The organism is Mycolicibacterium flavescens (assembly GCF_001722335.1).
Classification (GTDB): domain Bacteria; phylum Actinomycetota; class Actinomycetes; order Mycobacteriales; family Mycobacteriaceae; genus Mycobacterium; species Mycobacterium flavescens.
On the sequence record NZ_MIHA01000009.1, the window covers coordinates 184,472 to 197,438 of the forward strand.

Here is a 12,967-nt window from a genome sequence, read left to right on the forward strand (position 1 = left end):
TCGTCACACCAGATAGATCACGAACACCGCGACCAGCAGCAGACCCAGCCAGGCGTCGGTGGACCGCCGAAGCCAGCGCGGTGCGGTGCTCACCTCCATGAAGTTGCGGAAGATCAGTCGGACCTTGACCGCGGTGAGTACCAGCACCAGCGCGGTGATCGGCGCGCTGGCGCGCACGGTGTCGGTGAAGTGCGCGGGCGCCAGCCACCAGGCCCCGATGGTGATCGCCGTCAGCACGACCCATGTCCAGGTCATGGTGCGCGCCTCGCCGGTGGTCTCGGTCATGATCACCTCATCACGTAGAGCAGGCCGAAGATGACGACCCACAACAGGTCGACCATGTGCCAGTACACCGCGCCGGACTCGACCATCGAGGTGCGACGCCGGCCCGGGTTGCGCAGTTCCCGGACCACCACGCCCAGCACGATCAGCCCGATCAGCACATGGACCAGGTGCACGCCGGTCAGCACGTAGTAGAACGCGTAGAACATCTCCGAATTCGTATGCCCGGCCGAGATCTTGGCCGCCCACTCGTATCCCTTGACCACCATGAACAGCACCCCGCAGGCGCCGCCGGCGTACACCAACCGGATCGCTTTGGCGGGATGGCCCGCCCTGGCGGCCAGCACGCTGCGCGCGATGAACCACGAACTCGTCAGCAGGATCACGGTGTTGAGCACGCCGAGGTTGATGTCGAGGTGCTGCTGGGCGGCCAGGAACTCCGCGGGGTTCATCGCGCGGTAGACCATGAAGATGACGAAGTAACCGGCGAAGATGATCAGGTCGCCGAGCACCATCACCCACATGTCGACGTCTCCGGGCAGCCGCCCGGCGGCGCGACGGTCCACCGTCGACGAGGTCAGCGAATCAGGTTGTGTCACCGTGTTTCCCGTCAGTCCAGACCCGGCGCGTCGACGGGTTCGCGGGCGGTGGCCCGTCGTAGCAGCATGATCAGTGCGCCCAGCCAGACGGTGAAGACCACCACCGACCACCAGAACGCCAGGGACCCGTTCCAGGCGAATGGCCCGCTGTAGAAGACGAACATCTGCGTCGCGATGACCTCGGTCACGATCTGCCAGATCGTCACGTAGGCAAACCATTTCGGGAAGATCTCGTTCTTGTCGTAGAGGATCGCGATCGCGAACACCAGGTAGGCGGCCGAGAAGCAGCCCAGCGATCCGTTGTACGACAGCATGCCGAGGTCGTAGAGCATGCTGACGATCTCGGGGTCACGATCGGCGCGGAACGCGGCGGTCAGGAAGCACACCGCGACGAGGAGGAAGCCCGGCAGCGCCCCGACGCCCATGCCGCCGATGTAGCCGTAGGCAAAGACCGAGCCCACCGACATGCGCTTGATGTGGTAGGCGACCAGCCCGTTGGTCACCGCCGCGCCGCCGAGCAGGATCAGCAGCAGGCAGAACCCGATCTGGATGGTCAGCCCGTTCTCCGCGAAGAAGTTGACCTTGTCGGCGGCGCTCACATCCGGCCGCGGCGGCGGTGTCACCCGGGCGAGTACACAGATGATCACACCGAACACCGCGTACCAGGTGGGGAAGAACCAGCACACCCACCGGACGTCGCGCTTACCGCCGGCCGCCTCGCCCGTCGGGTCGGCGGACCGGCGTGCGGTCAGGATGCTCACCGGATGACTTCTTCCTCGCGCGCCTGGCGCAGCACCGCCCGCCGCAGCACGAAGAACATCACGATCACGAACGCCGCGAAGGCGCCGTTGCGCAACCAGAACGACAGCAGGCCGTCCCAGGCCAGCGGGCCGCTGTCGAACACCGCCGCGCCGGCGGCGGGGATCATCGCGATTCCGGTGGCCAGCGAGTAGTGCCCGACCCAGCGCGGAAAGACCGGATCGGGGCCGTCGTCGAAGTAGACCGCCACCGCGAGCAGGACGAACTGGGTGACGACCATCCCGACCGGCGCGATGAACACGATCCAGGCGAAATCGTTGAGCACCATCACCAACTCCGGGTTGCGGCCGGGCCGGAACGCCGCGACCAGGAAGAAGATGTTCGACAACGCGAAAATCGTTGCGCCGCTGACGACTGCGGTGAGGTAGCAGTAGGCGAAGACGTGGCTCTGGGTCTTCATCCGCTTCATCTGCACCACGATCACCATGAAGAACGGCAGGATCATGATCCCGCACAGGTTGAACGTCACCTGGCTGAAGCGGATCCAGGCGGTGTTCTCGGCGTAGAACGCGGCGACCTGTTCGGCGGACAGCGTCGGCGACAGCGGCGGCCAGAAGCCCGGGAACGCCAACAACGCGACCAGCAACACCGCCCCCACCGCCGGACCCGTCCACAGGCTCACCCACTGCGCCTTGATGTTGCCCGCCTTCGGCAGGTCCTGGACCTGCTCGAGGATCTGCACGAGTGTCCCTCCGTATGACTCAAGTCAGATAACTGACACCACACCGGCGGGCCTGAGCAGCGCGAAACACCTTGCAGTAGCCGGTACTGTCGGGTCGACGGTAGCGGCTTCGGGTCGAGAACGGAAGAACATTTCTGATTTGAGTCAGAACGCTACGCGCTATGGTGCCGGGGGAGTGGTCACGAGAGACGGAGCCGGCCGGTGCCGAAGACGGACAAACCCGAACGGGTGAGCAAGGGGTTGCAGACCCGCGAGCGGCTGCTCGGCGCGGCGATCGCCGAGTTCAAGCGCGCGGGGATCGCCGCCGCGGACGTCGGTGCCGTCGTCGCCGCCGCAGGCGTCGCGCATGCCACGTTCTACTTCCACTTCCCGACCAAGGAGCACGTCCTTCTCGAACTCGAGCGCCGCGAACAGGAACGCATGGCCGCCGAGCTGACCCGCTTCTACCGGCGCGACCACGATGTCCGCGCCACACTGGCCAAGGCGGTCGACGGGCTCGAGGCGCTCGAGCGTCGGCTGGGCGCGCGGCTGTTCAAAGACTTTCTGGCACTGCATTTCTCGACCACCCGCCCGCCGTCGGAGGAATGGTCCACGCATCCGGTGATCGTGGCGGTGGTCGAGGAGCTGCAGCGTGCCCAGCAGCGCGGCGAGATCCCGGCCGAGGTGGACGTGATGCTCAACGGGGTGTCGTTTCTGGTCGGGCTCTACGCCCTGCTGATCACGATGCCCGAGGCGCGCGAGATCCGCCGCCCGGTCATCGAGGAGTACCTGACCACGTACATGTACGGGTTGCGGGTGCTGAGTCCGCCCCGCGGGTGAGCCCACCGTGCGATGATGCGGCCACGTTTGTCGAACGGCGGCGTGGGGGATGTACACACCACGTTTCCTCAGACTCAGCGCGCTTCGACAAGGGGGCCTCATGCAGCCGATATCGCCGACCGACGCGATCTTCCTGATCGGCGAATCGCGCGAGCACCCAATGCATGTCGGGGGCCTACAGCTCTTCCAGCCGCCCGAGGACGCCGGGCCGGAGTTCATTCGCGGACTGTTCGACGCGCTGCTGGCCCAGACCGACGTGCAGCCCACGTTCCGCAAGCATCCGGCGTTCTTCGGCGGAGTGACCAACCTCGTGTGGTCGTCGGACCGCGACATCGAGCTGGACTACCACCTGCGCCGGTCGGCGCTGCCGCGGCCGGGGCGGGTGCGTGAGCTGCTGGAGCTGATCTCGCGGCTGCACGGCACGCTGCTCGACCGGCACCGCCCGCTGTGGGAGGCGCACCTGATCGAAGGTCTCGACGACGGCCGGTTCGCGGTGTACACGAAGTTCCACCACTCGCTGATCGACGGTGTGTCGGCGATGAAGCTGATGCAGCGGGTGCTGTCCCCGGACCCGGCCGACACCGAGGTGCGGGCCCCGTGGAGCCTGCCGCCGAGGCGTCGCGAGGGAGGGGGCGGACGGGGTCCGTCGCTGCTGCAGACGGTCGGGCAGGTCGCGGGCTCGGTGGCCGGACTCGCGCCCACCACGGTGTCGCTGGCCCGCTCGGCGCTGTTCGAGCAGGAGCTGACGCTGCCGTTCCGGGCGCCGAAGACGATGCTCAACGTGCGCATCGGCGGTGCGCGCCGGGTCGCGGCGCAGTCCTGGTCGCTGGAGCGGATCAAGAACGTCAAGGCCGCGGCCGGGGTGACGGTCAACGACGTCGTGCTGGCGATGTGCGCCGGTGCGCTGCGGGCGTATCTGGCCGAGGTGGACGCGCTGCCGGACACCCCGCTGGTGGCGATGGTTCCGGTCAACCTGCGCACCGAGCAGGACGCCGACGGCGGCGGCAACCTGGTCGGGGCGATCCTGTGCAACCTGGCTACCGATGTCGAGGACCCGGCGCGACGGCTGGCGACCATCGCCGCGTCGATGCGCGACAACAAGAAGGTCTACTCCGAGCTTCCGCGCGTACAGCAGCTGGCGGTGTCGGCGTTCCTGATCAGCGGCCTGGCCTTGGGTCTGCTGCCCGGCTTCGTCGGCACCGCGCCACCGCCGTTCAACCTGGTCATCTCGAATGTGCCCGGCGCGCGGGAACCGTTGTACTGGAACGGCGCTCGCCTCGACGGCAACTACCCGTTCTCGATTCCGCTCGACGGGCAGGCGCTGAACATCACGTTGGCCAACCGCGCGGAGCACCTGGACTTCGGGCTGGTCGGTGACCGCAGCAACGTCCCGCATCTGCAGCGGCTGCTCGGTCACCTCGAGACGGCGTTGAAGGATCTCGAACGCGCGGTCGACGGCTGATACTTTCCCCGGCGCGAGCAGACGCGAAGTGACCCGAAAACGCGCAAGATCAGGTCAATTTGCGACTGCTCGCCGGGAAAACGGTGTGGAGCACCCCCGGGCCGCGCTTAGGCTCGAAGCCTGGAGGCAAGGGGGGCGCCGGATGGACCGTCGAACAGCATGTCGGGGGGCGGCGGCCGCCGCCGCGGCGATGATCACCGCCGGACTCGCGGCGCCGAGCGCCGCCGCGGCCACCGCGTACACAATCGAACCGCTCAACTACAACTTGGTCACGACGACACCGACGTTGTTCGGCGGGGCGGTGTGCGTCACCTACGACTGCGAGAAGGTGCCGACGGCCGCGGCGCTCGACCTCTCACACCAGCGCGGCGTTTTCGGCGAGCGCGGGCCGATCTCCGCGGGAGCCCGCACGCTGAACGACCGGCTGACCGCCGACCCCGACGAGAAGCTGGTGTTCGGCTTCTCGCAGGGCGCGCAGATCGCCGGGTTCTGGCTGCGCAACTACGCGCCGACGACCACGGTGAGCCCGCAGAACACCAGCTTCCTTCTGGTCGGAGACCCGGAGAACACCTACGGGGTGCCGTGGGCGCCGCGGGTGCCCACCAACACCGGTTTCGACGTCACCGAACTCTGGGCGCAGTACGACGGGTGGGCGGACTGGCCCGACCGCTTCGACCTGCTGGCCATCGCCAACGCGGTCTACGGGATGTTCTTCGTGCATCCGACCGCCTACGACGACCTCGACCTGGCCACCGCGGAGGCCGACGGCAGCGTGGTGACCTGGCAGACCAACGGCATCACCTACAAGATGGTCGTCGACGAGACGCTGCCGATCCTGGACCCGCTGCGCAACCTCGGGCTCGGCTTCATCGCCGACATGGTCAACGACAGCTGGCGCGCCCACATCGAGAAGCAGTACGACCGCCCGTCGACGCAGGACGAGGCCGACGAGATGTTCGGCGCCCCTGCCGAGGACGCCCCCGCCGAGGACGACACCGCCGAGGACGACACCGCCGAGACGGCCCGGTCGGTGTCGCGGAAGGCCGACGACCTCGACGCGGACGAGCCTGACGATGAAGCGGTCCGGCCGGCCGCCAGGGCCGAGGCGCTGACGTCGTCGCGTAGGGCAACGGCCACGGACACGACGGACGAATCCGAAGCCGAGGATGCCGACGACGACGAGGGCCCCAGCAGAGCCGCGCGTCCGACGGTGAAAAGCGTTGACCAAGAGAAGAAGGCCGTCGACGGGTCGGCGCGCGAGGTGAAGACCGACAGCGGCGACAAGGACGGCAAGCCCGGCGGCGACAAGGACAGCGAGGACTGACACCGCGCTTGCCCGCGCGCAGATGCGGGTATAGGCCAGCAGGTGGCCGACGAAAACGGGGCGCTGACATGCCCCAAGCGGATGACGTTCGGGCCGTGCGGTGGCGTACGCCCGGACGGTCAGTGCGAGATGCGCGCGGGCCCATGCATATTCGGCGACGTGGTGCCGTGGTCGGGGGAGCTGACCGAACCCCCGCCGGTGACCGCTCCGCTGGTGCTGACCGACTTCAGCTGCCTGCCGTTCGACGAGAAGGACGTCGCGGCGACGGCCGCGCTGCTCGCACCGTCGTGTGACGCGGTGCTGGTCGGCGAACACCAGAACCGGCCCGACTTCCCGCCGACGTTGATGGGTGCGCTGCTTCTCGACGCGGGCGTGACCCCCTGGATCACGCTGTCCTGCCGCGACCGCAACCGGGTGGTGCTCGAGCAGGAGCTGCGCGGCCTGCGCCAGATCGGGGTGACGACCGCGATGTGCGTGACCGGTGACGGCCGCGCCTACGACGTGCGCCCCGACGTCACACAGACCTTCGACCTGGACGGCCCCCGGTTGGTGTCGCTCGCGGCGTCGCTGGGCGTGGCCGCCGCGGTGCCCGAAACGCCCACCGCGCCGCCGGTGGCCGCCCGGCCGCGGCGGCTGGTGGAAAAGCAGCGGGCCGGCGCCGGCATCGCGGTGCTCAACCATGTGCCGTTCCCGTACATGGTCGCCGACTTCATGACGGCGGCCCGCGCAGCGGGGCTGACGATTCCGGTGATCGCCGCGGTCGCGGTCTTCACCGATGAACTCTCGGCCGCCGTCCTGCAGGGCCTGCCCGGGCTCGAACTCGACCCGGCGGTGACCGAAACCGTTCTGGGCGCGGCTGATCCGGTCGCGGCCGGGATCGACGCGGCGGTCGAGGAAGCGCGCCGGCTGTTGTCGATCGACGGGGTGGCGGGCGTCAACGTCTCCGGCCTCGCCTCGGCCTCGGGCACCCGCGTCGGCGCCGAGATCAAGGCCGAGGTCGGCCGCCGCATCCAGGCTCAGACGGCGAGCCTCAACCGGTGAGAGAGGTGGCGCGATGAGCGAGGCGATGGAGGCCGAGTTCGACACGGTCGCGGAGTGGACGGCGACGGTGGCCGCCGCGCTGGGCCCGCAGTACTACGTGCCCGCGGGCTGTCGCGGCAGCGGAAGCCCGGCCGCTCTGGACTGGCTCATCGAGAACCTGCGGCTGCGTCCGGGCGACGAACTCCTCGACAGCGGAGCCGGCGTCGGCGGTCCGGCCGCCTACGCCGCGCAGGAACGGTCGGTGCGGCCGGTGCTCGTCGAACCGGAGACCGGGGCGTGTCGCGCCGCGCGCCGGCTGTTCGACCACCCGGTGCTCTGCGGCTCGGGGTCGGCGCTGCCGTTCGGCGACGCGACCTTCGACGCGGCGTGGTCGCTGGGCGTGCTGTGCACGATGACCGATCAGCTGGCCCTGCTCACCGAACAGCGCCGCACCGTGCGACCGGGCGGGCGGATCGGGTTGCTGGCCTTCGTCGCGCACCGCGCGATCCCGGCAGATGTGCTGCCCGACAACCACTTCCCGACCCCGCAACGCCTCGCCGGCCTGATCCGGGACGCCGGGTTGCGCGTCGAGGAGCAGATGACGACGGCCGACCTGCCGCCCATCCCCGACGAGTGGAGCGAGCGCGCCGACACGGTCGAGGAGGCGTTGGCGAAACGCTACGGCCACACCGAGGCGTGGCAGCTCGCCGAACAGCAGAGCGGTGAGATCGGCAAACTCCTGGGGGACGGGACGCTGACCGGCGAGCTACTCATCCTGCGCGGGGCCTGAACACCCTGTCGTCACCCCTCCGGTAAGGGTTGCGATATACGGTGCCCGTATGAATCGAGTGTCAGTGATCACCGGCGGCGCGGGCGGGATGGGGTTGGCGACGGCGACGGTGGTCGGCCGAGACCACGCTGTCGTGCTCTGCGACAACCGCACCGACCGGCTCGACGATGCGGCCCGCACGCTCGACGGACTCGGCATCCAGCCCACCGTGTTCGCCGGCGACGTCACCGACCGCGCGGCGGTGGACCGGCTGTTCGACACGGCGACCGGCCTCGGGCAACTGGTCTCGGTGATCCACACCGCGGGCGTCAGCCCGAGCATGGGCAGCGCCGAGTACGTCATGCGCACCAATGCGATCGGCACGGTCAACGTCAACGAGGCGTTCTACGCGACGGCCGGCGAGGGCGCGGCGATCGTCAACGTCGCGTCCATGGCCGCCCACATGCTGCCCGACGAGATGATCCCGAGAAACCGGTTCCCCCAAGCGCTGTCAGATCAGGATGCGTTCATGGCCGACATGCTGACCGCGTGCGCGGTCGTCCCCGAGGACGCGCAGTCCGGGATCGCCTACGCGCTGAGCAAGAGCTTCGTGCGCTGGTACAGCAGCGCCCAGGCCGAACGGTTCAACGGCAAGGGCCTGCGGATCGTGTCGGTGTCGCCCGGGTCGATCGACACCGAGATGGGCCGGCTGGAGGAGAACGCCGGCGCCGGAGCGATGGTCGCCGACGCGGCGGTGCCGCGCTGGGGCCGACCCGAGGAGATGGCCGAACTGCTTGCGTTCTGCGCCGGCGACAAGGCCGGATACCTCACCGGCACCGACATCCTCAACGACGGCGGGGTGATCGCGTCGATGACCGAACGCGCCCGGAAAGCCTCAGCCTGACCCGCTAAGCGTCCGGCACCGGTCCGGCGAGCTTGCCGGGACGGGCCCACAGCACCATCACCAGGCACAGCGCCGCCGCGACCCCGAACGCGATGTAGACGTTGAACATGTCGGCGGTGCCGCCGAGCAGCGCGGCGGCGATGGGACGCGAACCCAGGAAGCCGACCAACCACAGCGCCATGATCCGGCCCCGTAGCGCCTCGGGCGCGCGTTCCTGCACGACGGTGCCCAACCCGGTCATCGCCCACCCGAAACCCAGCCCGGCCAGCGCGAACCCGGCGACCGCCACCGGCGTCGACAGCGCGACCGCCAGCATCGCGCAGCCGATACCGAGGCCCACCAACCCGATCGTGGACACCTTCGCCGAGGCCAACCGGCCCCGCATCAGAGCCAGCACCGCCATGCCGAGCGCCGCGCCTACCCCGAAGACCGCCGACAGCGTGCCGACCAGCTGCGCGTCGCCGCCGAGTTCGTCGACGATCGACGGGGTCAGGGTGATCGACGAGTCCGAGGCCAGGCCGACCATCGCCACCGCCAGCAGCGCCAGCAGCAGAGGGCGGTCGCGCCACACGTAGCGCACGGCGACCCGCACGCGGTAGTCGGTGTCGGCCTCGAGCGTCGGCGGCGCCGGGAACCGGACCGCCAGGATGAACAGCGCGAACACGAAATGCAGTGCCGCGCTGACGGCGAACGCCGTTGCCGCCCCGACGTGCGCGGCGATGTAGGCGCCCGCGGCAGGCCCGACGATGCGGCCCACGGTCATCGGAAAGCTGTTCAGCGCCATCGCCGTCGACAGTTCACCGTCGCGGATGATGTTCGGCACGATCGACTGCATCGCCGGACCGCCCACCACGAACCCGAAACCGACCAGCAGCGTGCCGGCGAGCACCCCGAGCGCGGCCGACATGCCCTGCTGGTTCGGCTCGACAAAGAGCCACCCCGCGGTCGCCCCCGACCCGAGCACACACAGCACCCGGCCGAGCAGAATCTGGCGCGCAGGATCCCCGGTGTCGGCCCACTTACCGCTGGTGGGGCTCAGGATCAGTTGCGGGGCGAACTGCACGACGCCGACCATGCCGACCATCAGCGCCGAGCGGGTCGCGTCGTACATCACGATCGCCGCGACGATCCCGTGCGTCCACACCGCGACGACCGAGAAGATCTTGCCCCAGAACAGCGACCCGAAGACGGGATCGATGATCAGCCCGAACGCGCCGCGCGCACGGGTTCCGGCCGTGGTCTCCGCGGTCATCGGACCGCCGGGCGTTCGAAGCGTTCGGCGAGCCGGTCGAGAAGGTCCACGAGGGTGTCGACGTTCGCGTCGGGCCAGTCGGCGATGGTCTCGGCGACCAGTTCGCGGCGCCGGTCGGTGACGGTCTCCAGCGCGCGACGCCCCTCGTCGGTGAGCACCAGGGTGCAGCGGCGCTGATCGTCGGCGGCGTACGCCTTGGTGACCAGGCCCGCGGCCACGACGGCGCCGACGGACCGGCTGGCGGTCGAGTGCTCGACGGCCATGAACTCGGCGACGTCGCCGATCGACGCGCCGCCGGCCTGCTGACTCTGTTCGACGGCCCGCAGCACCCGCAGTGTCGACGGGTTGGTGACCGGGCCGGAGCGGTCGAGGATCCGGTTCCGCCAGCTCGGCCGCTGCCGGGCCACCGCGATGCGGGTCAGCAGCTCGTCGAGACGGTCGTAGCGGGACACGGACACAGAAACATGCATAGCACATGCATGTATTCGGCAGGAAATCCTCAGCCACGCGGTGCCAGGATGGCTGCGTGACGTTCTCACCGCTGCACGACCCCGGCTGGCGCGGCTTCGCCAGCGACAACTACGCCGGTGTGCACCCCGAAGTGCTGGCCGCGATCGCCGCGGCCAACGGCGGGCATCAGCCCGCCTACGGGCAGGACGCCTACACCGCCCGGCTGCAGCAGGTGATCGCCGAGCAGTTCGGTGAGCACGCCGAGGTGTACCCGGTGTTCAACGGCACCGGCGCGAACGTCGTCGGGTTGACCAGCGTGCTGCCGCGCTGGGGTGCGGTCGTGACCAGCGCCACCGCCCACATCCACACCGACGAGGCCGGGGCCCCGGAGCGGATGACCGGGCTCAAGCTGCTGACCGTGGCGACCCCCGACGGCAAGCTGACCCCGGAACTCGTCGCGCGTGAGGCGTGGGGCTGGGGCGACGAGCACCGGGCGCAGCCGCTGGCCGTCAGCATCACCCAGACCACCGAACTCGGCACCGTCTACACCCCCGCGGAGGTCCGCGCGCTCGCCGACCACGCCCACGAGCACGGGATGGCCGTGCACATGGACGGCTCCCGGCTGTGGAACGCCGCAGCGGCCCTGGGCGTGCCGTTCCGCGAGTTCACCAGCGACGCCGGTGTCGACGTGCTGTCGCTGGGCGGTACCAAGAACGGGTTGCTCGGCGCCGAGGCGGTGGTGATCCTCGACCCCGGCCGGGCCAGCGGTCTGACGTATCTGCGCAAGCTGACCATGCAGTTGTCGAGCAAGATGCGGTTCGCCTCGGCGCAACTGCTGGCCCTGTTCGACGACGGGCTCGGTGTGCGCAGCGCGGCGCACGCCAACGCGATGGCGGCGCGACTGCGCTCGGCGCTCGACACCCGGATCGCCGACGGCGCCCTGCCCCGTCTGGCGTTCACTCAACGCACCGAGGCCAACGCGATCTTCGCGACCCTGCCGGTCGATGTCGCCGACCGCATCCGGCAACGTGTCCGGTTCTACGACTGGGACCGCAGCCGCGGTGAGGTCCGGTGGATGACGGCGTGGGACACCACCGCGGACGACGTCGACGCGTTCGTCGCCGTCATAGCCGAGGAGATCTGCGGCAAAGACGCGCTGGCATGATGCCGGGGTGACTTACCGCCCGCCCGCGCTCGCCGACATCGTCACCACCCTCGACGTGGACCGGCGCACCGACGACCACTTCGTCGCCACCCAGCTCGACAATCCCGCCCACCACATCGTCGGCGGCCACATCGCCGGGCAGGCGCTGGTGGCGGCGAGCCGGACCGCGCCGGGACGGACACCGCACAGCGCGCACGTGTACTACATCCGGGCCGGGGATGCCCGCTACCCCGTCGATCTGCACGTCGACGTGGCCCGCGACGGCGGCACACTGTCGACCCGGCTGGTCACCGCCCGCCAGGACGGACAGATTCTGCTCGAGGCGCTGGTCTCGCTGAGCGGACCCGTCGAATCGCTGGCCTACCAGCAAACGATTCCCGATGTGCCGCAACCGGATTCGCTGCCGCCGGTGCAGCAGCAGCTGGCCGCGTTCGCCGACGAACTCGGCGGGCACTGGGTGCGTCCACAACCGTTCGACCGGCGCTACGTCGACGCCCCGCCGCGGCTTGCGATGGATCTGCCCGAACCCTCATCGCGGATGCGGATGTGGTGGCGGCCCGCCGAAGAAGTGGCCGTCGACGAGGTGCTGGCGTGCGGGCTGCTGGCCTACCTGTCCGGAACGACGATGCTCGAGGCGGCGCTGGCGATGCGGCGGGCTACCCCGATCGGGACGTTCAACGCTTTGATCGACCATGCGCTGTGGTTCCACCGGCCGGTCGACCTGTCGGATTGGGTGCTCTCCGACCAGCATTCGCCGAGCGGGATCGCCGGCCGCGGGTTGTCCACGGCGACGATGTACAACCGTTCGGGCGAGCTGGTGTGTCTGGCCACCCAGGAGGTCTACTTCGGTAGCCGCTGACTAGCGGCCCGTGGCTCCGTCAGCCTGTTCACGCAGGATGTCCATGTGACCGGCGTGCCTACCGGTCTCCTCGATCATGTGCACCAGCGCCCAGCGCATCGACGGGGCGTCCTTACCCTTGGCCGGCCGCGGCGCCCGCGACTCCAGGTCGGTGCAGGCCGCGATGACGTCGTTCGCGCGGGAGATCACGCCGCGGTACGTGTCGACCAGCTCGTCGACGGTCTCGTCTGCGGTCGCGTGAAATGTTGCGGGCCAGTCGCTGACGGGCTCACCGAGGAACGTGTACCGCTCCACGTGTGTCAGGTGTTTGAGCAGGCCGAGCAGATTGGTGCCGGACGGGACCCCCGGTGTACGGACCGCCGGTTCGGGCACTCCCTGCACCTTGCCGACGACGCAGCCGCGCAGGTAGTCGAGAAACCCGACCAGGACCTCCTTCTCGGCCAGCCCCGTCCGCGGCGGTGGGCTGTCGCGTCGTCGTTGCGGCATGGGGAAACTATGTCACGCCGTCGGCGGCGATGAATTCCGCGCCGCACGGCGGTCTGCCATGGGTGACAAGATCGC

General features: G+C 69.5%; 15 protein-coding genes. 8 read left to right on the forward strand and 7 right to left on the reverse strand.

Features of this window, described 5'->3' with window-relative positions; all coding sequences use genetic code 11:
• Positions 1-3 precede the first annotated feature (3 nt).
• From BHQ18_RS14445 to BHQ18_RS14460, 4 genes are all read right to left on the reverse strand, one after another.
• A complete protein-coding gene (locus BHQ18_RS14445) occupies positions 4-285 on the reverse strand; it encodes a cytochrome C oxidase subunit IV family protein (RefSeq protein ID WP_069414372.1) in 282 nt (93 codons plus the stop codon).
• Positions 286-287: 2 nt separating this feature from the next.
• On the reverse strand, positions 288-806 hold the full coding sequence (locus BHQ18_RS14450) for a cytochrome c oxidase subunit 3 family protein (RefSeq protein ID WP_109789300.1): 519 nt from the start codon (positions 804-806) through the stop codon (positions 288-290).
• Positions 807-892: 86 nt separating this feature from the next.
• Positions 893-1,642, reverse strand: coding sequence for a hypothetical protein (locus tag BHQ18_RS14455; RefSeq protein ID WP_069414302.1), 750 nt, complete (start codon positions 1,640-1,642; stop codon positions 893-895).
• Entirely contained in the window at positions 1,639-2,382 is a 744-nt protein-coding gene (locus BHQ18_RS14460; RefSeq protein ID WP_069414303.1) for a hypothetical protein, read from the reverse strand. Before BHQ18_RS14460 ends, BHQ18_RS14455 begins: the two co-directional genes overlap by 4 nt.
• A gap of 201 nt (positions 2,383-2,583) precedes the next feature.
• On the opposite strand from BHQ18_RS14460, the gene BHQ18_RS14465 reads away from it, so the two are divergent.
• The 6 genes from BHQ18_RS14465 to BHQ18_RS14490 all read left to right on the forward strand — a co-directional run bounded on the left by BHQ18_RS14465 (position 2,584) and on the right by BHQ18_RS14490 (position 8,680).
• Positions 2,584-3,201 carry a TetR family transcriptional regulator gene (locus BHQ18_RS14465; RefSeq protein WP_069414304.1) on the forward strand — a complete coding sequence of 206 codons (618 nt, stop codon included), beginning with the start codon at positions 2,584-2,586 and terminating at the stop codon, positions 3,199-3,201.
• A gap of 100 nt (positions 3,202-3,301) precedes the next feature.
• Entirely contained in the window at positions 3,302-4,663 is a 1,362-nt protein-coding gene (locus BHQ18_RS14470; RefSeq protein WP_069414305.1) for a WS/DGAT/MGAT family O-acyltransferase, read from the forward strand.
• Between the two features lie 142 nt (positions 4,664-4,805).
• On the forward strand, positions 4,806-5,987 hold the full coding sequence (locus tag BHQ18_RS14475; RefSeq protein ID WP_084294064.1) for a PE-PPE domain-containing protein: 1,182 nt from the start codon (positions 4,806-4,808) through the stop codon (positions 5,985-5,987).
• Positions 5,988-6,068: 81 nt separating this feature from the next.
• Positions 6,069-7,028 carry a methylenetetrahydrofolate reductase gene (locus BHQ18_RS14480; protein ID WP_069414307.1) on the forward strand — a complete coding sequence of 320 codons (960 nt, stop codon included), beginning with the start codon at positions 6,069-6,071 and terminating at the stop codon, positions 7,026-7,028.
• 13 nt (positions 7,029-7,041) lie between these two features.
• Positions 7,042-7,797 carry a class I SAM-dependent methyltransferase gene (locus BHQ18_RS14485; RefSeq protein WP_069414308.1) on the forward strand — a complete coding sequence of 252 codons (756 nt, stop codon included), beginning with the start codon at positions 7,042-7,044 and terminating at the stop codon, positions 7,795-7,797.
• 49 nt (positions 7,798-7,846) lie between these two features.
• The gene (locus tag BHQ18_RS14490) at positions 7,847-8,680 is read left to right on the forward strand and encodes an SDR family oxidoreductase (protein ID WP_069414309.1); all 834 of its coding nucleotides are present in this window, start codon (positions 7,847-7,849) and stop codon (positions 8,678-8,680) included.
• Positions 8,681-8,684: 4 nt separating this feature from the next.
• On the opposite strand, the gene BHQ18_RS14495 is transcribed toward BHQ18_RS14490, so the two are convergent.
• Both BHQ18_RS14495 and BHQ18_RS14500 read right to left on the reverse strand, forming a co-directional pair.
• Positions 8,685-9,932, reverse strand: coding sequence for an MFS transporter (locus BHQ18_RS14495; protein WP_069414310.1), 1,248 nt, complete (start codon positions 9,930-9,932; stop codon positions 8,685-8,687).
• Positions 9,929-10,402, reverse strand: coding sequence for a MarR family winged helix-turn-helix transcriptional regulator (locus tag BHQ18_RS14500; protein WP_069414311.1), 474 nt, complete (start codon positions 10,400-10,402; stop codon positions 9,929-9,931). Before BHQ18_RS14500 ends, BHQ18_RS14495 begins: the two co-directional genes overlap by 4 nt.
• Before the next feature lie 56 nt (positions 10,403-10,458).
• Between BHQ18_RS14500 and BHQ18_RS14505 the strand changes: the two genes are divergently transcribed.
• Together BHQ18_RS14505 and BHQ18_RS14510 are read left to right on the forward strand one after the other, a co-directional pair.
• Positions 10,459-11,547, forward strand: a complete 1,089-nt coding sequence (locus BHQ18_RS14505; protein WP_069414312.1) for a threonine aldolase family protein — start codon at positions 10,459-10,461, stop codon at positions 11,545-11,547.
• A 7-nt stretch (positions 11,548-11,554) separates the two neighbouring features.
• A complete protein-coding gene (locus tag BHQ18_RS14510) occupies positions 11,555-12,406 on the forward strand; it encodes an acyl-CoA thioesterase (RefSeq protein WP_069414313.1) in 852 nt (283 codons plus the stop codon).
• Here the strand turns inward: BHQ18_RS14510 and BHQ18_RS14515 are convergent, their stop codons facing one another.
• Complete coding sequence (locus tag BHQ18_RS14515; protein ID WP_069414314.1) at positions 12,407-12,892, reverse strand: DinB family protein; 486 nt, start codon at positions 12,890-12,892, stop codon at positions 12,407-12,409.
• Positions 12,893-12,967 lie beyond the last annotated feature (75 nt).